The 20404-nt window shown below is 72.6% G+C and carries 20 protein-coding genes; 8 read left to right on the top strand and 12 right to left on the bottom strand.

All coding sequences use genetic code 11. The features are described 5' to 3' along the window. Positions 1-97: 97 nt before the first annotated feature. The 3 genes from K6U06_RS16080 to K6U06_RS16070 all read right to left on the bottom strand — a co-directional run bounded on the left by K6U06_RS16080 (position 98) and on the right by K6U06_RS16070 (position 3742). Positions 98-427, bottom strand: coding sequence for a GNAT family N-acetyltransferase (locus K6U06_RS16080; RefSeq protein WP_262322972.1), 330 nt, complete (start codon positions 425-427; stop codon positions 98-100). 95 nt (positions 428-522) lie between these two features. After that, a complete protein-coding gene (locus K6U06_RS16075; RefSeq protein ID WP_262322971.1) occupies positions 523-1305 on the bottom strand; it encodes an SDR family NAD(P)-dependent oxidoreductase in 783 nt (260 codons plus the stop codon). 16 nt (positions 1306-1321) lie between these two features. Then, positions 1322-3742: an amino acid permease gene (locus tag K6U06_RS16070; RefSeq protein WP_262322970.1), complete on the bottom strand. Its 2421-nt coding sequence runs from the start codon at positions 3740-3742 to the stop codon at positions 1322-1324. A gap of 111 nt (positions 3743-3853) precedes the next feature. On the opposite strand from K6U06_RS16070, the gene fabF reads away from it, so the two are divergent. Further along, complete coding sequence (gene fabF, locus K6U06_RS16065; RefSeq protein WP_410051057.1) at positions 3854-5098, top strand: beta-ketoacyl-ACP synthase II; 1245 nt, start codon at positions 3854-3856, stop codon at positions 5096-5098. 18 nt (positions 5099-5116) lie between these two features. Here the strand turns inward: fabF and fabZ are convergent, their stop codons facing one another. The 3 genes from fabZ to fabI are packed head-to-tail and all read right to left on the bottom strand — an operon-like array spanning position 5117 to position 7028. Next, on the bottom strand, positions 5117-5548 hold the full coding sequence (gene fabZ, locus K6U06_RS16060) for a 3-hydroxyacyl-ACP dehydratase FabZ (protein ID WP_262322968.1): 432 nt from the start codon (positions 5546-5548) through the stop codon (positions 5117-5119). A 2-nt stretch (positions 5549-5550) separates the two neighbouring features. After that, positions 5551-6252, bottom strand: a complete 702-nt coding sequence (gene fabG / locus K6U06_RS16055) for a 3-oxoacyl-ACP reductase FabG (RefSeq protein ID WP_262322967.1) — start codon at positions 6250-6252, stop codon at positions 5551-5553. After that, the gene (gene fabI, locus K6U06_RS16050) at positions 6252-7028 is read right to left on the bottom strand and encodes an enoyl-ACP reductase FabI (protein WP_262322966.1); all 777 of its coding nucleotides are present in this window, start codon (positions 7026-7028) and stop codon (positions 6252-6254) included. Before fabI ends, fabG begins: the two co-directional genes overlap by 1 nt. 65 nt (positions 7029-7093) lie before the next feature. Between fabI and K6U06_RS16045 the strand changes: the two genes are divergently transcribed. The 4 genes from K6U06_RS16045 to K6U06_RS16030 all read left to right on the top strand — a co-directional run bounded on the left by K6U06_RS16045 (position 7094) and on the right by K6U06_RS16030 (position 10003). After that, on the top strand, positions 7094-7345 hold the full coding sequence (locus tag K6U06_RS16045) for an acyl carrier protein (protein WP_262322965.1): 252 nt from the start codon (positions 7094-7096) through the stop codon (positions 7343-7345). 58 nt (positions 7346-7403) lie between these two features. Beyond that, positions 7404-7700, top strand: coding sequence for an isoamylase early set domain-containing protein (locus K6U06_RS16040; protein ID WP_262322964.1), 297 nt, complete (start codon positions 7404-7406; stop codon positions 7698-7700). A 106-nt stretch (positions 7701-7806) separates the two neighbouring features. Then, entirely contained in the window at positions 7807-9195 is a 1389-nt protein-coding gene (locus K6U06_RS16035; protein WP_262322963.1) for a wax ester/triacylglycerol synthase domain-containing protein, read from the top strand. Next, positions 9188-10003, top strand: coding sequence for a B12-binding domain-containing protein (locus K6U06_RS16030; protein WP_262322962.1), 816 nt, complete (start codon positions 9188-9190; stop codon positions 10001-10003). The genes K6U06_RS16035 and K6U06_RS16030 overlap by 8 nt, the downstream gene beginning before the upstream one ends. Positions 10004-10009: 6 nt before the next feature. On the opposite strand, the gene K6U06_RS16025 is transcribed toward K6U06_RS16030, so the two are convergent. Genes K6U06_RS16025 through K6U06_RS16010 form a run of 4 tightly spaced genes read right to left on the bottom strand, consistent with a single transcriptional unit; the run spans position 10010 to position 13128 of the window. Beyond that, positions 10010-11524 carry an ABC1 kinase family protein gene (locus K6U06_RS16025; RefSeq protein WP_262322961.1) on the bottom strand — a complete coding sequence of 505 codons (1515 nt, stop codon included), beginning with the start codon at positions 11522-11524 and terminating at the stop codon, positions 10010-10012. 34 nt (positions 11525-11558) lie between these two features. Continuing rightward, complete coding sequence (locus K6U06_RS16020; protein WP_262322960.1) at positions 11559-12041, bottom strand: inorganic diphosphatase; 483 nt, start codon at positions 12039-12041, stop codon at positions 11559-11561. 50 nt (positions 12042-12091) lie between these two features. Beyond that, positions 12092-12607, bottom strand: coding sequence for a bifunctional nuclease family protein (locus K6U06_RS16015; protein ID WP_262322959.1), 516 nt, complete (start codon positions 12605-12607; stop codon positions 12092-12094). Next, positions 12583-13128 (bottom strand): ComF family protein, encoded by a 546-nt coding sequence (locus tag K6U06_RS16010; RefSeq protein WP_262322958.1) that lies wholly within the window; start codon positions 13126-13128, stop codon positions 12583-12585. Before K6U06_RS16010 ends, K6U06_RS16015 begins: the two co-directional genes overlap by 25 nt. A gap of 419 nt (positions 13129-13547) precedes the next feature. Between K6U06_RS16010 and K6U06_RS16005 the strand changes: the two genes are divergently transcribed. After that, positions 13548-14303, top strand: a complete 756-nt coding sequence (locus tag K6U06_RS16005; RefSeq protein ID WP_262322957.1) for a class I SAM-dependent methyltransferase — start codon at positions 13548-13550, stop codon at positions 14301-14303. Positions 14304-14327: 24 nt separating this feature from the next. Here K6U06_RS16005 and K6U06_RS16000 read toward each other — a convergent pair whose 3' ends face one another. After that, positions 14328-15293 (bottom strand): PfkB family carbohydrate kinase, encoded by a 966-nt coding sequence (locus K6U06_RS16000; RefSeq protein ID WP_410051067.1) that lies wholly within the window; start codon positions 15291-15293, stop codon positions 14328-14330. Continuing rightward, positions 15290-17989: a valine--tRNA ligase gene (valS, locus tag K6U06_RS15995; protein ID WP_262322955.1), complete on the bottom strand. Its 2700-nt coding sequence runs from the start codon at positions 17987-17989 to the stop codon at positions 15290-15292. The genes K6U06_RS16000 and valS overlap by 4 nt, the downstream gene beginning before the upstream one ends. Positions 17990-18009: 20 nt before the next feature. Here valS and cysS point away from each other — a divergent pair, with 20 nt between their 5' ends. Both cysS and K6U06_RS15985 read left to right on the top strand, forming a co-directional pair. Next, on the top strand, positions 18010-19368 hold the full coding sequence (cysS, locus tag K6U06_RS15990) for a cysteine--tRNA ligase (RefSeq protein ID WP_262322954.1): 1359 nt from the start codon (positions 18010-18012) through the stop codon (positions 19366-19368). After that, entirely contained in the window at positions 19365-20198 is an 834-nt protein-coding gene (locus K6U06_RS15985) for a thioesterase family protein (protein ID WP_262322953.1), read from the top strand. The genes cysS and K6U06_RS15985 overlap by 4 nt, the downstream gene beginning before the upstream one ends. Positions 20199-20404: the final 206 nt, after the last annotated feature.

Raw genomic sequence — 20404 nt, 5'->3', positions numbered from 1 at the left:
GAGGGGGCCGACACGGTGCCGGAGCACGAGGTATTCAGATGTGTTTCATGCTATCCCAGTAGGAGCGGGGTTGCAAGCGGCGGGAGCCGCCTGGCGGCTACTCCCCGTCGGGCAGCTCGAAGCGGGATCGCTCCTCGAGCGGCACCATGGCTGCGTACTCGGAGTGGCGCTGCAGGTAGGACCGGACGAAAGGGCACTCGGGGATCACCGACGCGCCGCGCTCGCGGAGCGCATCCAGGGCGGCTTTGATGAGCGTCGAGCCGAGGCCGCGCCCTCCGTAGGCGTCATAGATCTCGGTGTGGGTCATGGTGACGGTGCCTCCGGCCGCTTGATACTCGGCCTGGCCCGCCGGCTGGCCGTCGACGCTGAGCTCGAAGCACCCAGCCTCCGGGTTGTCGCGGACCTGGACCGTCGAGCCGTCTGCCATGGACGCCAGGCTAGAGCCGGGCGCCGGCCACCAGGCGCGGGTCGGCGCGCCGGGCCGGCCCACCCCCGGTGGCGCAGCGGCGGGGCCGTGAGCGCTCAGCGGGGCAGTCGTCGCCACAGCGTCGAGGGCACCAGGTGGGCGACCGCAGCCAGCGGCCCGAGCGTCGCCGGCACCCACACCTCGCGCCGGCCGGCGGCGAGCGCTCGGACCGTCGCGTCGGCGACCTGTTCGGGGGTGCGCGCCAGCGGCGCCGGTGGCATGCCCGCAGTCATCCGTCCGGTGACGAAGCCGGGCCGGACCAGGAGAAGGCTCACACCGCTCCCGGCCAGGGCGCTCGACAGGCCGGTCGCGAAACCGTCGAGGCCGGCCTTGGCCGACCCGTAAACGTAGTTGGCCCTCCGCACCCGAGCGCCGGCGATGGAGGAGAAGGCGACGATCTGCCCGGCGCCGGCTGTCCGTCCCCGCTCGGCCAAGAGGGTCAGCATGCTGACCTGAGCGACGTAGTCGGTGTGCACGATGGCCAGGGCGTGATCGACGTCGCGCTCCGCCCGGGCTTGGTCGCCCAGGATCCCGAAAGCGACGACGGCGGTGCCTATAGGGCCGTACTCGGCTATCACCGCGTCCAGGATCCCTGCGTGTGAGGCCAAGTCGTCAGCGTCGAAGTCAACCTGGCTGACGGTGGGGGCGCCCGCCGCCCGCAGCGCGGCACCCGCCGCCGCCCGGCCCGGCGCCGGCACGGCACCGGACGACACGGCGCCGTGCCGCTCGGCCCGAGCGGCGAGGACCACCGGTCGGGGGTCGGCTCGCACCAGGCGCTCCACGACCGCCAGGCCAATCTCGCTGCGACCTCCGAGGAGGAGGATGGGTCCGCGCTTCACGCAGGTCAGCGACGGCTCACGCCGGGTTGGCGGCGGCGAACTCGTAGGTCGGGTTGATGATCGTCAGCTTGCCCTTGCGCTCGGTGACGGTCCCTTCCACGATGATCCGCGCTCCGGGTTGGATGCCGGCGATCTGGCGCCGCCCGAGGAAGGCGACGACCAGGCGGCCCCTGTCGTCGTCGATGACACACTCGAGGGTGGGCACGCTCCCCCACGGCTGGACGGTGAGGCTGCGGATGCGACCCGCGACCCGGGCCCGCTGACGAGGCTGGAGGCCGACGATCGGGCGAACCCCCGGCAGGTTGGCCAGGGACGCCCCGTCGTTGGCTTCCGCGCCTGCCTCGGCCTTGGCCCGGTGACCGCCGTGACCGTGGCCGTGACGGGCGCCGACCGGGTCGCCGGCCGCGGCGGAGGCTGAGCTGTCGGAGCGCAGCTCATGCTTGGCCCGGCGTCGCTCCCGCAGTTCCTCGTCGACGTCGAAGGGGACGATGGTGGCGTTGACGTGGGGCAGGCGGCTCACCGCCGCGGCCAGGCGCTCGCCCGTGGCGTCATGCAGGAAACGGCTGTAGGCCCGCTTGTAGGAGCGGCGGGGGAGCAAGACGTTCACCTCGGTGCGCCCATCGGAGAGGTAGTCCTCCACCAGCTCGAGGCAGGCCCGGATGACCCGCCGGTCCGGGCAGTCGATCAGCTCCAGCGGCAGCCGGGTGAGCCCGAGGCGGACCCACCGCTCCTGGAGGCGGGCGGCTCGGGTGGTGTCGATCGAGAAGTGCACCGCTCGCAGCTCGTCTACGTTGAGGGTCTTGGCGTACTGGATGGCCCGGGCGGTGGCCAGGTCCATCCGGTCGACGAGCATGAGGGCCACGGCCCGGGGCAGCGGCTTGGCTTCGGCTGCGGCCTCGGCCACCGTCTCGCCGAGCACCGACGCCTCGAGCCGGTAGCGCTTGTTGAGGCGGGTCAGCCCGATCCACATGATGGGGAACAGGATCACCACGACCCACGCCCCCTCGGTGAACTTGGTGACCGCGAAGATGATCACCACCGCGAACGACAAGAACGAGGCGAAGCCGTTGATGACCAGCTTGCGTCGCCACGCCGGCTCCTTCTCGGTGATGTGGTGCTTGACCATTCCGGCGCCGGCGAGGGTGAAACCGGTGAACACTCCGATCGCGTACACCGCGACCAGGGAGTTCACGTTGGCCCTGGTGACCAGGAGCAAGGTGATGGACACCACTGCGAGGATGATGATCCCGTTGGAGAAGACCAGACGGTGGCCCCGCTTGGTCAGCTTGTAGGGCAAGAAGCGGTCCTCGGCGACGAAGCTGGCGAGGAACGGGAACCCGTTGAAGCTGGTGTTGGCGCCGGTGTAGAGAATGAGCAGGGTGGCCAGCTGCACGATGTAGTAAATGACGCTGCCGAAGCCCCCGGTCCCGAACACCACCTTGGCCTCCTGGGACAGGACCGTTGGCGTGCCTGCCGCGTAGGGGGTGGCGTGGGTGATGTGGGCCAGGACCGACACGCCGAGCACCAGGGTGCCGAGTGTGCACGACATGATGACCAGCACCTTGCGGGCGTTGCGGCCCTCGGGAGGCTGAAATGCGCCGACCCCGTTTGAGATGGCCTCCAGGCCGGTGAGCGAAGCGCCGCCGTTGGCGAACGACTTGAGCACGTAGAACACCGCCACGCCCATCAGCAAGCCGTGACCGCTGCCGGTGTGCCCGACGTATTGGGGCTCCTGGACCAAGGCGTGCGCCTTGAGTGCCACGTGCGGCAACCCGCTGATCAGGTCCTTGACGATCCCCACGACCACTACTGACGCCACTGCGGCGATGAACAGGTACGTGGGCAGGGCGAACGCCCGTCCGGCTTCTCTGATCCCGCGGAGGTTCCCATAGACGAGCAGCACCACGACGCCGATCGTGATGGGCACCTGGTAGGGGGTCAGAGAGGGAACAGCGGACGTCAAGGCGTTGGTGCCGGCCGCGGACTGCACCGCGACGGTCACGACGTAGTCGATGAGCAACGCCACCGCGGCGATCTGGGCCACGTTCAGCCCGAAGTTGTCCCGGGCGACGACGTAGGAGCCGCCGGCCTTGGTGTAGACCATGACGACCTCCCGGTAGGAGAGCGTCACGAAGAACAGGATGACGAGGATCCCGAGGGTCAGGGGTACGACCAGGCTGAAGGCGGCCACCCCGGCCACCGGGACCAGGATGTTGAGGATCTCCTCACTGCCGTATGCCGTCGAGGAGATGCAGTCGGGGGCGAGCACGCCGAGGGCGATGGGATTCGGGAGACGCTCCTCCGACAGCGCCTCGTTGACCAGCGGCTCGCCGAGGACCTTGCGCTTGAAGCGGTAGGCCCGCGTCTCGGGAAGCGAAGACCGGGGAATGCCGCTGGCGGCCTGGGGTGCCGATGGTGGGAGTTGCGGGACCGCCATAGCGCGAGTGTCTACCAGTGTAGGGCGCTCCCAGCCATCCCGGGCCGGGCCGCGACAGGCGCGCCGCTCGCAGGGACGGGCTGCGGGGTGCGGGACGCCCGGCAACCTAGGATGACTCGGGTGCGCAGCGAGCGACGGCGGGTCGTGGTCACCGGTATGGGGGCGCTGAGCGCGCTCGGGACCAGCGCCGAAGCCACCTGGGACGCGATGGTCGCCGGACGCTCCGGCGTGGCGCCGATCGCCGGGTTCGACGCGTCGGGCCTGGCGGTGCGGATAGCGGCCGAGGTCCGCGGCTTCGACCCCGTCGCGCACTTCGGAAAGCGCCGGGCGCGCCATTTGGACCGCAACGTGCAGCTGGCGCTGGCCGCGACCGCCGAGGCGGTCGACGCCTCCAAGCTGGACATCGCCGCCGCCCCCGAGCGGGTCGGGGTCATCTACGGGACCGGCATCGGCGGGCTCGGCTCGCTGACCGACGGTGTCGGGGTGCTACGAGACCGCGGGCCGGAGTGGGTCAGCCCGTACACGCTGCCCATGACCCTGGCCAACATGGCCGCCGGGCTCATCGCCATGCAGCACGGTGCCACCGGCTACAACTCCTGCACCGTGACGGCGTGCGCGGCCTCGGCGCAGGCGATCGGCGAGGGCGCCGACCAGATCCGCCTGGGCCGGGCCGACGCCATGATCTGCGGGGGGTGCGAGGCCGCGGTCGGGGAGGTCGGTATAGCGGCATTCGCGGCCATGAAGGCGCTTTCGACCCGCAACGACGAGCCGGGCCGAGCGTCGCGGCCATTCGACTCCGGCCGCGACGGGTTCGTGATGGGGGAGGCCGCCGCGACGCTGGTGCTCGAGGAGCGGGAGGCGGCGCTGGCGAGGGGGGCGACGATCCTGGCCGAGGTTGCCGGTTACGGCTCGACGGCCGACGCCCACCACATCACCGCTCCTCACCCGGACGGCGACGGGGCGGTGCGGGCCATGGAAGCGGCTCTGGCCGACGCGGGCCTCGGCCCCGGCGACGTCGGCTACGTCAACGCCCACGGCACGTCGACGCCTCCGAACGACCGGGTCGAGGCGCTGGCGCTACGCCGGGTGTTCGGGCCGTCCGGGCCGCCGGTCAGCTCCACTAAGTCGATGACCGGTCACACCCTCGGCGCGGCGGGCGCGCTGGAGGCGATCGCGTGCATCCAGGCCATCCGCACCGGCCTGCTGCCGCCGACCATCAACCTCGACGACGTCGACGCCGGCTGCGAGCTGGACCACGTGGCCCACGTCGCTCGCCGGGCCTCGGTGGCCGCGGCGCTCACCAACAGCTTCGGTTTCGGCGGCCACAACGCCACGCTGATCTTCACGCAGGCGTAGGCGCCGCCGGCGGCGTGATCAGCCGTCGACGATGACGAAGAGCAGGCCGGCCTGGCAGGCGACTTTCCCATCGACGCGGGCCACGCCCGTACCCTTGCCGGCCCGGGTCCCGAGCTGGTCCAAGGTGACCTCCATCTCGAGCGTGTCGCCGGGGCCGACCTGGCGGCGGAAGCGGGCCTTGTCGATCCCGCCGAAGAGGGGCAGCTTGCCGGTGAAGCGCTCGTCGAGCAGGACGGCGATGCCGCCGAGCTGGGCCAGCGCCTCGACCATCACCACCCCCGGGAGGGTGGGCCTCCCCGGGAAGTGCCCCGGGAAGAACCACTCCTCACCGGTGAGATGCCAGCGGCCCGTCGCCGAGATGCCCGGCTCGATGCCGGTGAGCTCGTCGACGAACAGGAACGGCGGGCGGTGGGGCAGGACGTCAGCCGGGGCCGGGAAACCTTTCTCCATCGTCAGTGTCCCATCCCGAGACCGCCGTCGACGGGGATCACCGCGCCGGTCACGTACCCGGCGGCCTCCGACGCGAGCCACACCACCGACGCCGCGACCTCCTCCGGGGTCGCCATCCGCTTGAGCGGGACGGCCTCGAGGATCTCGGCTCGGCGCGACTCGGAGAGCGCGGCGGTCATGTCCGACTCGACGAACCCCGGCGCGACGACGTTCACCGTGACCCCCCGCCCGCCGATCTCCCGGGCCAGGCTGCGGGCGAAGCCCACCATGCCGGCTTTGGACGCCGCGTAGTTGGTCTGGCCGGCCGAGCCGGTCAGGGCGACCACCGACGACACCAGGATGATCCTCCCTTTGCGGGCCCTGATCATCTTCGAGGTGGCCCGCTTGGCCACCCGGTAGGCACCCGACAGGTTGGTGTCGAGCACCCGGTCCCAGGCGTCCTCCTTCATCGACAAAAGCAGGGTGTCGGCGGTGATCCCGGCGTTGGCGACGAGCACCTCGACCGGTCCCAGCTCGGCCTCCACCGTCGCGAACGCCGCGTCGACGTCCTCGCTCGACGTCACGTCGCAGGGAACGGTGAAGAAACCTTCCACCTCCCCGTGCCGGCTGGTGACCGCCACCTGGTCGCCGCCGGCCTTGAACGCGGCCGCGATGGCAGCGCCGATGCCCCGATTGCCGCCGGTCACCAGCACGACGCGGCTCATCAGGCGCCCATCGCGTGGTAGCCGCCGTCGACGTGGAGCATCTCGCCGGTGGTCGCGGGGAACCAGTCGGAGAGGAGCGCCACGCAGGCCCGCCCGACCGGGTCGGGGTCGTTGATGTCCCAGCCGAGCGGGGCCCGCCCGTCCCATACGTCCTCGAACAGCGAGAAGCCGGGAATGGACTTGGCGGCGACGGTCCGCACTGGCCCGGCCGCGACCAGGTTGACCCGGATGTTGTCGGGCCCCAGGTCCCGGGCCAGGTAGCGCGCGGTGGACTCGAGGGCGGCCTTGGCTACGCCCATCCAGTCGTAGCCGGGCCACGCCACCGTCGCGTCGAAGTCCAAGCCCACGATCGAGCCTCCGCCGGCGGCCACCATCAGCGGGCGCAGGCCGGCGGCGAGCAGCTTCAGCGAGAAGGCGGAGATCTCCACCGCGGTGCTCACCACCTCCCACCCGGCGTCCATGAACCCGCCCCCGAGCGCCTCCGCCGGGGCGAAGGCAATGGCGTGCACGATGCCGTCCAGGGCGCCCCACCGCCGCTCAAGAGCGGCTCGGACGGTGGCGATGTGCTCGGGCTGGGTGACGTCGAGTTCGAGCACGTCCGGCGGGTCGGGCAGGTGCTTGGCTACCCGCTGGGTCAGGCGCAGACCGCGCCCCGCGCCGCTCAGCACTACCTGCGCGCCCTGCTCTTGGGCGTGGCGGGCGGCGGAGAAGGCCAGCGAGTCGTCGGTGAGTACGCCGGTCACGAGCAGACGTTTGCCTTCGAGGAGTCCGGACATGACCCGGCATCGTAGAAGCACCGCCGACCCGCGGCCGATCTCTGATCTTGGCTACCGTCACGCAGATGGATCGGGCCGAAGCCTTCTCGACGTTCTCCGAGTGCGTTGCCGAGGTGCTCGACATCGACACATCGGAGGTCGTGCCCGACGCCCGCTGGCGTGAGGACCTCGACGCCGACAGCCTGGCCGTGGTCGAGATCACCTTGGCGCTCAACGACGCGTTCGCCATCAAACTGCCCGACGTGGAGCCCGAGAAGCTGACGACTGTCGGGCAGGCGTTCGACCTGGTGGCGGCGCTGGTCGGCGTCGACAACTGACCGGCCGGCGCCTCGCGCCGGACCCTTGTCGCCGCCGGGCGCCGGGGTAGATTTTGCGATGGCGAGAAAGACCTACAGCAAGGGCGGCAGGACGGCTCGGGTCACCTTCGAACTCCCAGCCGAGGTGGACGCCGAGACGGCCACCCTGGTCGGGGACTTCAACGAGTGGTCTCCCGACGCCACGCCGTTGGTCAAGCGCAAGGACGGTCGCTTCAGCGTGACGCTGACGCTGGCGACGGAGCGCTGCTACCGGTACCGGTACCTCCTCGACGGTGCCCGCTGGGAGAACGACTGGCAGGCCGACGCCTACGTCGCCAACGACCACGGCAGCGAGGACAGCATCCTCAGCCTGTGAGCTACGGGGCAACCGACCGACCGACCGACCGACCGACCGGCCCGACCGGCCCCCGGTCGGCCCGGCCGGAGGCGGCGTTTCGCCGGGGAGCCACTAGCCTCGCCCAATGGCCGGCGCTGCGGGATCCGACGCTCGGATGACCGACATCGAGGCGTTGATGTGGCGCCTCGATCGCTTCGACGCCCGGTTCCGGTCGGTGATCACCGTGGTCGTCGTCCTCGACCGATCGCCGGGCCTGGCGGCGCTGCGCCGCCGGGTCGACGTCCTGACCCGGGCCTTGCCCCGCTTCCGGGAACGGGTGGTCCCCCCGGTCACCGGGTGGGCCACGCCGTCCTGGCAGCCCGACGCCGACTTCGACCTGGCGTGGCACGTCAGGCAGGTCGTCGCCGGGGGAGAGGGAACCGTCGACGACGTCTTGGAGATGGCCGCGCCGATGGCGTCCACCGGCTTGGACCCGTCCCGCCCGCTGTGGCACATGGAGCTGGTCGAGGGCATGGCCGGCGGGCGCGCCGCGGTGATCGTCCGCCTCCACCACACCTTCACCGACGGCCTGGGGGCCATGAAGCTGGCGATGGTCCTCTTCGACCTGGAGGCCGGCGCCACGGTCCCCGACCTGCCCCCCCTGGAGGAGGTCCGGACGCCTTCGGTCGCGGAGCGGCTCGCCGGCGACGTGGCACACGAGACGGGGCGGGTGCTGGGCGCGCTCCGCTGGGCGGTCCCGACGCTCACCGGCGTGGCCCGCGACACGGTCGCGGACCCCGAGCAGCGGCTCGCCGCCACCGTCGGGTTGGTCCGCAGCGTGGCCCGTGTGCTCACCCCCTCCGACCGGCCCGCCAGCCCGGTTATGACCGGCCGGTCCACCGGCGCCGCCTTCGGGGCGCTCAGCGCCGACCTCGAGGAGGTGCGCGCCGTGGCGGCCGCGGCAGGAGCGACGGTCAACGACATGTTCATCTCGGCGGTGATCGACGGGTTGCGCCGCTACCACGCCCGCCACGCCTCGGCCCCGGAGCACCTGCGTCTGGGGATGCCCGTCAACCTGCGCGACGCCGGCGATGACAGCCTCCGCAACCAGTTCTTCCCGGCCCGGATGATGGTGCCGCTGCAGATCCAGGATCCCATGGACCGGCTGCGGGCGGTGCACGACCTGGTGCTCGACCAACGGCGACAGCCCGCGCTTCGCGCCTACCAGCCGCTGGCGGCGGCCGCCACCCGCATCGAGGGGTCGGAGGCGCTCATCGGGAAGGTCCTCACCTCCGTCGATGTGATGGCGAGCAACGTCGTCGGGTCGGCCGACCCGCTGTACCTGGCGGGCGCCCGGGTGCTCCGGCTGATCCCCTTCGGCCCCCGCGGCGGCTCGGGCTTGAACCTGACCACCGTCAGCTACGACGGAAGCCTCCACGTCGGGGTCAACATGGACCCGGCTGCCACGCCCGACACCTCCACGCTGATGGAGTGCCTCGCGGAGGCCTTCTCGGAGTCCGTCATATATGCGTGAACCCGCCGCGCCGGCGCCTGCGCCCGCGGGCGAGGACGGTGCTGGCGGTACGCGCATCACGCTTCACGATGCGGCCGGCCGCCTCGGCGTGCACTACCAGACCGCGTACCGCTGGGTCCGGTCCGGGGCCCTCCGGGCCGCCAAGATCGGCGGGGTCTACCAGGTCGAGGTCGGGGACCTGGAGGCCTTCGACCGCGAGCGGCGTCGGCCGAGCCCGCCGCCTCCCGAGCGCGTCGTGCGGGACTGGGAGCGGTTCGCGGCGCAGCTCCACCAGGCGCTGATCGCCGGCGAGGAGGGCGCCGCCCGGGACCTGGTGGAAGGTCTCGTTGGTAGCGGGGTCCGGGTGGTGGACTGCTGCGACCGGCTGATCGGTCCGGCGATGCGGAAGATCGGCGACCAGTGGGAGGCCGGCCAGCTGACCGTCGCCGACGAGCGGCGGGCCTCTGCGATCTGCGAGCGGCTGCTCGGCCGCCTCACGCCGGCCCCGCCCGGGCGCCCCCGGGGGGTGGCGGTGGTGTGCTCACCTCCGGTCGAGGAGCACCAACTGCCCGGCGGGATGGCGACCGCGGCGCTTCGCGAGGACCACTGGCGGGTCCACCACCTGGGGGTCAACGTGCCCTTCGAGGAGCTGGTGGGCATGATCCGCCGGGTGGGGCCCGACCTGGTCGTGGTCAGTGTCACGTGGCTGCCCGCCTCCGAGCAGGCAGAGGCGCTCGCCGCCGCGGTGCGCCGCCTCGGCCCCCCGGTGCTGGTCGGCGGGTCCGGGAGGGCGCTGGCCGAGCTGATCACCCAGGCCCGCGCCGCCTGAGGGCGTTCACCCCACCGGGCGTGGCGGGGCGCCGGGGGTCCATCCGGCAGCCAGCTCGCCGAGCGGCGTGGACGGCGGCGCCGCCACCCATGGCCAGATCTCGCTGGCGATCCGCCGCCAGTCGCCGGTGGCCCCCAGGCCGGCCAGCACCGCGTAGAGGCCCAAGTTGATGCGCTGCAGGATGGCGAACGACGGGGGGACGTTCGCCCGTTTGAGCACCGGGTCGCCGGCCGCGAAGAAATGCCGGAGGGTCTCGCTCGCGTAATCCGGCGAGAACCTTTGCGGGCCTTCGGCCAGGACCAGCTCGTAGTAGTGGCGGAAGTAGTCGCCCACCTGCTCGTCGGAGAGCCCCGGCTCGTTCGGGAAGTCGCTGTTGGGGCGGAGGAAGCCGGCCCGCTCGGCGGTCCTGCGAAACGCCACCGGGTCGTCGGCGGTCACCAGGCTCTGGACCATCGAGGCCAGGATCTCGACGTCGGCGTCGTCGAACCATTTGACCAGCCCGAAGTCGAGGAACGTGACCCGACCACCCCGGTGGAACAGGTAGTTGCCGGGGTGAGGATCGCCGTTGAACACCCGCAGCCGGTACAGGCAGCCGAACACGAAGCGGAAGATCGTCTCGCCGGCCAGGTCCCGTTCTTCTTGCGGCCAGGTCAGGACCTCCTCGTAGCGGCTGCCGACCACCAGCTCGGAGGTCAGGACCCGTTGGCTGGACAGTTCGGGCACCACCGCAGGGACGTGGATGAAGGGATGGCCGGCGAAGGCGTCGGCGAAAAACGTCTGGTTGCGGGCTTCGAGGCGGTAGTCGAGCTCTTCGCCGATCCGTTCGCGCAGCTCGGCGACCAGCGGCTCGGCCTCCAGGCTGGGGAACGCCCCCCGGAGCAGCTGGAGCAGCAGGGCGGAGTTGTCCAGATCGGCGCGGATGGCCCGGTCGACGCCGGGATATTGGATCTTGACCGCCACCGCCCGGCCGTCGAGGGTGATCGCCCGGTGCACCTGCCCGATCGACGCGGCCGCGATCGGCACCGGATCCCACTCCTCGAACAGCTCGTCGGGCCCGGCGCCGAGCTCCTCGGCCAGGACCGACGCCGCCAGCTCGCCTGTCATCGGCGGGGCGTCTGCCTGCAAGGTGGCCAGCGCGTCGCGGACGTGGTCGGGGAGGCCGGCGTCGAGGTAGCTGGCCATCTGACCCAGCTTCATGAACGCCCCCTTCATCGAACCGAGAGTGGCGACGACGTCGGCGGTGCTGCGCAGCTGGCGCTCGGCGCGAAGCTCCTCCTTGCGCTCGGCGGACGCGAAGACCTCACGCGCCGAACCGGTCAGGTACCCCGTCGACACCCGCGACGTCAGGCGGGCCAGGTGCAGGCTGCGGCCGAGGCGTCCGGTGGAGTTGAGGCCGGCGCCGGGCCGGTGGTCGGGGCGGCGCAGCAGCCAGGCCGCGAGCGCGGCGACGCCGAGAGCGATCCCGCCGGCGGCCGCGGCGACGCCGGTCACCCGGGGGCGAGCGGCGGGCGGTGTCGGCATCAGGCTCCCCCCGCTCCGGCAGGTCGCGGCGGCCTCAGCGCTTCGCGGCGTACGCCCGGCGGCCGGCTTCGATGGCGGCCTCGGCCGCCTCGCGCCCCTCCCAGCCGCCCGGGTCGGTGCTCTTGCCGGGCTCCAGCGCCTTGTAGATCTCGAAGAAGTGGGCGATCTCGTCGAGTTCGTAGCTCGGGACGTGCTCCAGCTCGGTGACCGCCGCGGTGCGCGGATCGGTCGCCGGCACGCACAGCAGCTTGGCGTCGACGCCTTCCTCGTCGGTCATCTTGAACACGCCGATGGGTCGGGCCTTGATGTGGCAGCCGGGGAACGTCGGCTCCTCGAGCAGCACCATCGCGTCGACCGGGTCGCCGTCCTCCGCGAGGGTGTCGGGGACGAAGCCGTAGTCCTCCGGGTACTGCGTCGCGGTGAACAGGGTGCGGTCGAGCCAGATCTCACCTGCATCGTTGGACTCGTACTTGTTGCGGGTCCCCTTCGGGATCTCGATGACCACCACGATCTCCATGGGCAGTGTTCGTACCACCTGGAAGGCGGCGCGCGCCCGCCGGGCGGATGTCAGATGAAGCTGGTGCCCTCGTTGCCGCCCGGATCGACCTCCCGGTCGAGGCCGTCGCGGGCCGCCGCTCCTGGCTTGGTGCCGTCCTCCAGCACCCCCGCAGCGATCAGGACCTCCTCGTGGGCGAAGATCCCCGCCCCCCATGACCGAAGGGCCAGGGCCACCGCATCGGACGGCCGGCACGCGAGGGCCCGCCGCTCCTCCCCCCGCTCCAGCTCGAGGGACGCGTACCAGTGGCGTTCCTCCTCCACGGCAGTGATCACGGCGCGCTCGACGCGCCCGTCGAGCAGGGCCACCGCGGACACCAGGAGGTCCCAGGTCGATGGCCTCGCCGGTACGTCGCCCTGCCACGCGGCGCGAATCGCCCGGGCCTCGGGCTGGCCGACCACGATGCGCAGCTGGCGGTGGGGCGGGGCTTCCTCCCGGAGGGTGACCATCCCGGCCTCTACGCCCGGTCCAGCCGGCACGGCCAGACGGACGTCGCCCACCGTCATCTTGACCAGTCGCGGCGCCACCCGGCGACTGTAGGCCGGCTCAACGCCAACCCGGCCACCTCCGTGGCCCCGGCCCGGCGCAGGCAGCGAGCCATCTCCCTGAGGGTGGACCCCTCGGTCAGCACGTCGTCGAGGACCAGGACCCGCGCGCCGGCCACCCGCGCCGGGTCGGGGACCGCCAAAGCGGCGCGCAGCGGGCCCTCCGCCAGCGCCAGGCGGGCCAGGCGCGACCTGCCCGTCATCGCAGGGGTCTCCGCGGTCTTGACCACCGTGCCGGTCGCGACCTCCCAGAGCGGCCCGACCAGGCCGGCGACGTGAGAAGCCAGCTCGGCGACAGGATCCCAACCCCGCCGGGCGCCGGGCCCCAGGTAGGCGGGGACCGGCACGATGACGTCGAAATCCTCCACCCAAGGCTGATGGACCTCCAGCCAGCCCGCGACCAGGCGAGCGAGCACCGGCGCCCACCGCTGCTGCCGGCGGTACTTGTAGTCGACCAGCACCCGCCGCAGCGGACCGGCGTGGACAGCCACCGCGAAGGCCACCGACCAGCCCCGGTCCGCTCGCTGGCACCACGGATTGGGGCACCGGCCCGGGCCGGGAGCGGCCTGGCCGCACGCCGCACAACCGCTCGGGGCCGCGCCGGCTTGCTGGGCCGGCCCGGTCGCTCCGGTGACGCAGGCCAGGCACACCCCGGGCTGCTCGGCCCGGCGGTACGGGCAACGCCCGCAGCAGGGAAAGCCGGCCGGGACCGGGCCGCCCGGCGATTCGCCAGCCGGGGCTGGGGCTGGGGCTGGGGGTGGGGGTGGCGGAGGGGGTGGGGGCACGGGCTGCTCCTCGACATTGGACCTGAGGTTCGGCATGGACCTGAGGTTCGGCATGGAACTGAGACCCCGTCTGGGCGGCGGGCGAGCCGAGTCCATCCTGCCCGCACCCTGTGTCGGGCAGCGGACATACTCGGGCCGTGCACGACCGCCGGCATGCGACGAGCTGGGCCACCGAGGAAGAGGGCACCCGCTACGAGCGGGGCCGCCCGACCTACCCCGATCAGGCCGGTCCGATCCTCGCCGAGCAGCTGAGGCTCGGCGCCGGAGAGTGGGTGGCAGACGTGGCGGCCGGTACCGGCAAGCTGACCCGGGTGCTGGCCACCACCGGCGCCGACGTGCTTGCCGTCGAGCCCATGCCCGGCATGCGAGCCCGGTTGCGGGAGGTGACGGGGCCCAGGGTCGCCGCGGGTACCGCCGAGCACCTCCCCCTGCGCGACGCCAGCCTGCGAGGCGCGACCGTGGCCCAGGCGTTCCATTGGTTCCGTCTTCCCGAGGCCGCCGCCGAGCTGCGCCGGGTGCTGCAGCCGGAGGGGAGGCTGGCCATCGTCACCAACGGCAGGGACCCGGCGTGGTCGGCGGTGGAGCGCGTCGCGGACATCCTGGGCCGCTACGAGGCGCTCGGACCCCGTCCGGAGTCGGTGGGGGCGTGGCGCGAAGGCCTCTACGACAGCGGGGTCTTCGCCCGGGTCGAACGCATCGAGCTGCCCCACGAGCAGCGCTTCGAGACCTGGGACGACTTCAACGCTCGCTTCGAGTCGATCAGCTTCGCGATCCTGCTGGCCGCGCCGCAACGAGCGGCCATGCTCGACGAGCTGCGGGCCGCGGTCGGCGACACCCTCCCGGTCGTGGTCCCGCTGCGAACCGTCATCGAGGTGTGGGCGCCCGTCGCCTGAGCCGGTCCCGGCCGGCGGAGCGCCTCAGCCGGTGAGGGCCGCCACCGCGGCGGCACCGGGGAGGCTGGCCACCGCTCCCGGCGCCGCCGCGGCCAGGCTGCCGGCCGCGCACGCCCGGCGAACCGCGTCCGCCAGCAGCGCCCCGCCGGCCAGCGCCGCCGCCAGCGTCCCGCAGAAGGCGTCCCCCGCCGCGGTGGTGTCGACCGGGGTGACCGGGAACGCCGGCACCCGGAACACCCGGCCCGGTTGGGCCACCACCGCCCCGGCCTCCCCGACGGTGACGATCGCCGCCGGGCAGCCCGCCGCCACCAGGGCCACCGCCGCCGCCTCCGGGTCGGCTTCGCCGGTGAGGGCCCGCGCCTCGGTCTCGTTGGGCACGACTATCGAGGCCAGAGCAAGCACGTCGGCGGGCAGCGGACCCGCGGCCGGCGCCGGGTTGAGGATGCCGAGAGCGTCTGCGTCCCGAGCCGCCCGCAGGGCGGCTCGCACCGCCGCGAGAGGGATCTCGAGCTGGGTCAGCACCACGTCGCGGGGTCGGCCGGCGAGCCCGGCACCCGCGGGCTCCGTCGCCACGGCCCCGGACTGCGTCGACCCGCTGCCGGTGACTGCTGCGGCCGCTTCGGTCACACCGGCATTCGCGCCGGCCACCACCACGATCGTGTTGGCGCCGCCCTCGGCGACGGTGATCAGCGCCAGCCCGGTCGGCCGGCCGTCATCGACGCGCACCCCGCCGGCGTCGATCCCCTCGCCGGCGAGCAGGGCGAGCAGCCCCCGCCCGGCGTCGTCGTCGCCGACCGCGCCGACCATGGCCACCGCCGCGCCCTGGCGGGCGGCTGCGACCGCCTGGTTGAGGCCCTTGCCGCCAGCACCGGTGCTGTAGGCCGACGCCGCCACCGTCGCCCCTTCGGTGGGCAGGCGCTCGACGCCCACGACGTGATCGAGGTTGAGCGACCCGACGACGGTCACCCGACCGGCGGGGGCGGCGCTCAGGAGTCGGCCAGATCGACGCTGACCACCGGCAGCCCGTTGGGGCCGGCCGGACCGTCGACCAGCCGGACGGTGTCGGGAGCGGCGCCGGCCGCGGCTGCCAGGTCGGGGACGCCGGCCGCGACGCGGGCCAGCCTCTCGGCAGGTCCAGTCACCGTCAGGGACGACACTGCGGCCTTGAGGCTTCGTCCGGCCTCGGTCTTGGCCCGCCGGACCTGGGCCAGGACCGCGGCCACCGACGGAAGGACCGCCGGGTCACCGGCCGGCAGTGAGGCGGTCGCCGGCTCGGAGGAGGGCTCTGACCGGGAAGGCGCGGCGCGCCCGGTGACCTCCGACAGCTGCGGCCACCGGGCCCGGTGGATCGACCCGGACTCGCTGTCGGCCGGCGAGGCGCTGCCGGCCGGCGAGGCGGTGTGCCACCACGACCAGACCTCCTCGGTGACGAAGGGCAGCACGGGGGCGAACAGGCGCAGCAGGACCGACAGGGCGGTGAGCAGCGTGGCCCGCGCCGAGGCGGTACCGGCGTCGTCCCGCTCGCCGTAGGCCCGGGCCTTCACCAGCTCGACGTAGTCGTCGCAAAACGTCCAGAAGAACGACTCGGTGCGCTCCAACGCCCTCGCGTAGTCGTAACCCTGATAGGCGGTCGTGGCGTCGGTCACCAGCCCGGCCAGCGCCGCCAGCAGCGACCGGTCGAGGGCCTCGGTGACCACCGAGAGGTCGGGCGGCTCGCCCGAGGAGGCCAGCGCCGCCAGTCCGAGGCCGCGAGGCCCGAGCACGAAGTTGGAGGCGTTGAGCACCTTGGTCGCCAGCTTGCGCCCGATCTTCATCTGACCCTCGTCGAACGCGGTGTCGGTCCCGAGACGCGCCGAGCAGGCCCAGTAGCGGACGGCGTCGCTGCCGTGGTTCTCGAGGAGGTCGACGGGGGTCATGGCGTTGCCCTTGGACTTGCCCATCTTCTTGCGGTCCGGGTCGAGGATCCACCCCGAGAGCGCCGCGTCGGTCCACGGCGCTGAGTCGAACTCGAGGTGGGAACGCACGACCGTCGAGAACAGCCAGGTCCGGATTATGTCGTGGCCCTGCGGGCGCAGGTCCATCGGCCACACCCGCTCGAACAGCTCCGGGTCCTCCTCCCAGCCGCCGGCGATCTGCGGCGTGAGCGACGAGGTGGCCCACGTGTCCATCACGTCGGGGTCGGCGGCGAAGCCGCCCGGCTTGCCCCGCTGGTCCTCGTCGTAGCCGTCGGGCACGTCGGTGGAAGGGTCGACCGGGAGACGGGACTCCGAGGGCAGCAGGATGTCGTTGTAGTCCGGGTTGCCCTCACCGTCGAGGCGATACCACACCGGGAACGGCACGCCGAAGAACCGCTGCCGGCTGATCAGCCAGTCGCTGTTGAGCCCCTGCACCCAGTCGGTGTAGCGGCCCTGCATGAAGGCGGGGTGCCACGAGATGGAGTTGCCCCGCTCCACCAGCGACTCCCGGTGGGCCAGGGTCCGGATCCACCACTGGCGGCTGGTGACGATCTCGAGGGGACGGTCGCCTTTCTCGTAGAACTTGACCGGGTGCTGGATCGGGGTCGGCTCGCCCAGCATCTCCCCGGACTCCTGCAGCAGCCCCACCATCGCGGCCCGGGCCTGGTTGACCGTCCGGCCGGCGAGCGACTCGGTGTAGACCGTCGCCGCGCCCGGCGTGAAGGTGGTCGGCGGGGTGGGCAGCAGCCGTCCGTCCCGGCCGAGGATGGCCCGGACGGGGAGCGACAGCTCCCTCCACCACACGACGTCGGTGACGTCACCGAAGGTGCAGATCATGGCCACGCCGGTGCCCTTGTCGGGCTGGGCGAGGGGATGGGTGACAAAGGGGACCTCGACGCCGAACACCGGAGTGCGGACGCTGGTCCCCACCAGGTGGGCGAAGCGCTGATCGTCGGGGTGGGCGACCACCGCGACGCAAGCGGCGAGCAGCTCCGGGCGGGTGGTGTCGACGAGCAGGTCCTCGTCGCGGCCCGGCGACGGCGCGGCGTGGAACACCAGGCGGTGGTAGGCGCCGGGCCGGTCCCGGTCCTCCAGCTCGGCCTGGGCGACCGCGGTGCGGAAGTCGACGTCCCACAGCGTCGGCGCCTCGGCGCTGTACGCCTCGCCTTTCTGCAGGAGGCGCAGGAACGCCCGCTGCGACGCCCGCTGCGCCCGCTGCCCGATGGTCACGTACTGGTGGTCCCAGTCGACCGACAGCCCGAGGCGGCGGAACAGCGCTTCGAAGGCCTTCTCGTCCTCGGCGGTCAGCCGCTCGCACAGCTCGACGAAGTTGGGGCGCGAGACGGGGACCACGTCCTGCTTCTTTGCCAGACCCCCCTCCGCCGGCGGCGTGAAGTCGGGCTGGTACGGCAGCGAAGGGTCGCAGCGCACACCGAAGTAGGCCTGCACCCGCCGCTCGGTCGGCAGGCCGTTGTCGTCCCAGCCCATCGGGTAGAAGACCGACTTGCCGGCCATCCGCTGGTAGCGGGCGATGGCGTCGGTCTGGGTGTAGGAGAACACGTGCCCGACGTGCAGCGACCCGCTGGCGGTCGGCGGCGGCGTGTCGATGGCGTACACCCGCTCCCGCGGCGCGCTGCGGTCGAAGCGGTAGGTGCCATCGGCCTCCCACCGCTCGGTCCAGGATGTCTCGAGGCCCTCGAGGGATGGTCGTTCGGGAACCGTGCCAGGCATGATCCCGCTACGGTACTGGCGTGCTGCACCTCTTCGACACCGCGTTAGGGCAGGTGACGCCCATCGAGGCCCGTCGCCCCGGCCAGCTGTCGGTGTACGTGTGCGGCCCCACCGTCTCCGGCGAGCCTCACCTCGGCCACGGCCGGTTCACCCTCACCTGGGACGTGCTGCGCCGGTACCTGACCTGGTCGGGCATCGAGGTCCGCTACGTGTCGAACATCACCGACATCGAGGACAAGATCATCGCCCGCGCCGCCTCCGACGGCACCACCACCGAACAGGTGGCGGCCACCTACGAGAAGGTGTGGTGGGACGCCATGGACCGCCTCGGCGTGCTGCGCCCGACCGAGGACCCCCACGCCACCAGGTACGTCCCCCAGATGGTCGAGCTGATCGAGGGGTTGATCAGGACCGGCCACGCCTACGTCGGCGGGGATGGTGTGTACTTCGCGTCGGAGACGGTGCCCGACTACGGCCTCCTGGCCCGCCAGCCCCTGGAGTCCCTGCGATCCGGCGCCCGCATCGAGGTGACCGAGGAGTCAGGCAAGCGCTCCCCGGTCGACTTCGTTCTCTGGAAGCTGGCCAAGCCCGGCGAGCCGAGCTGGCTCTCCCCGTGGGGTGACGGCCGCCCGGGCTGGCACACCGAGTGCGTGGTCATGTCCCTAGACCTCCTCGGCGACGGCTTCGACCTTCACGGCGGCGGCAACGACCTGGCCTTCCCCCACCACGAGAACGAGCGGGCCCAGGCCGAGGCCATCGGCCGCCCTTTCGCCCGTCACTGGGTGCACTCCGGGATGGTCGAGGCCGAAGGAGGGGAGAAAATGAGCAAGTCGCTCGGCAACACGCTGTCGCTCCCCGAGCTGCTCGACGCGCACGACCCGAGAGTCCTGCGGCTGCAGGTGCTGCAAAGCCACTACCGCTCGCCGATCACCATCGGCCCTTCGACCCTCGCGGCCGCGACCAACACCCTGCGGGGCCTGGACACCTTCGCCTCCGACTTCGCGCCTGCCCGGTCCGCAGCGCCGGACCCTGAGGTGCTGGCCCTGCTGCGGGAGCGGATGGACGACGACCTCGACACCCCCGGCGCGCTGCGCCTGCTCTTCGACGCCCGCGACCGGGCCCGGACCGCGACCGCAGCCGGGTCCGGTGCCGACGCCGCCCGGTGGGCGGCCACCGTGTTCGAGATCGCCGAAGTGTTCGGCCTCCCGATCGGCCGGGAGGACACGGCGGTGCCGGCGGACATCCAGGCGCTGGTCGACGAGCGCACCGCGGCCAGGGCCGCCAGGGACTTCGCCCGCAGCGACGCCCTGAGGGACCAGCTGGCCGCCGCCGGGTGGATTGTCGAGGACGGACCGTCAGGCACCACACTGCACCGGTGACATCACCAGCGAAGGGGGACGCCGGGGAGTCGGCGTTCCTCACTGACACCACCGTGACCCGCGTCGACGAGCGGACCTGGACCGCCGACGTCAACCCCCGGTGGAACATCGGCAACAACCCCAACGGCGGCTACCTCCTCGCCATCGCCGTGCGGGCCATGCAGGAGGCCGCCGGGCGCCCCGACCCGCTCTCCACCACCGCCCACTACCTGTCCCCGCCCACCGCCGGCCCGGTGACCGTCGAGGTCGACATGGTCAAGCCGGGTCGCAGCTACGTCAACGTCACCGCCCGGGTGGTCCAGGACGGCAGGGAACGGGTCCGCCTCCTCGGGGTCCTCGGCGACCTCGAAGCCCAGAAGGGCCCGACGCGCGTCGCCGCCCGGCCGCCGGTGCTGCCCGACCCCGACCAGTGCGTGTCGATGCGGGAGCTGAGCGAGGCGGCCGGCCGGCCGGTCCCGCAGATCATGGACCGCTTCGACCTGATGCTGCCGCGGGACACCACCTGGGGCCGGGTGCCAGAGGACGACCCCCTGTCGGTCACCGGGTGGATCCGCTTCCGCGACGGGACCCAGCCCGACCAGCGGTCGCTGGTCACCTTCGCCGACGCTTTCCCGCCCACCCTGATCGGCTCGATCGCCGCCGGGTGGGTGCCGACCCTCGAGCTCACCGTGCACGTGCGGGCCCGGCCGGCGCCGGGATGGATGCTCGGGACCTTCGTCACCCGGTTCCTGATGGACGGGCTGCTCGAGGAGGACGGCGAGCTGTGGGACTCCTCGGGGCGGCCGGTGGCGCTGTCGCGCCAGCTGGCGCTGGTGCTCGACCGGGCGTAGGCCGGGTGCCGGCCGGGTGCCGGGTGCCGGGTGCCGGCCCGGCTGGCAGCGGTGCAGGGTTGGCGGCTAGCTGGCAGGCGCCGGGGCGGTGCCGTCGCGGGGCGCCGAGGTCTCCAGCTCGGCGTCCAGTTGTCCACGGACGTCGGTGGCGAACTGGACGCCGAATCGGCCGCTGTCGCAACGCCTGGCCGGGTCGGCCTGGCAGG

The sequence above is a fragment of the Acidiferrimicrobium sp. IK genome (genome assembly GCF_025499425.1).
Lineage (GTDB): Bacteria > Actinomycetota > Acidimicrobiia > Acidimicrobiales > Palsa-688 > Acidiferrimicrobium.
Note: the sequence above shows the minus strand (reverse complement) of the source record. Positions and strands in the feature narration are given on the sequence as shown.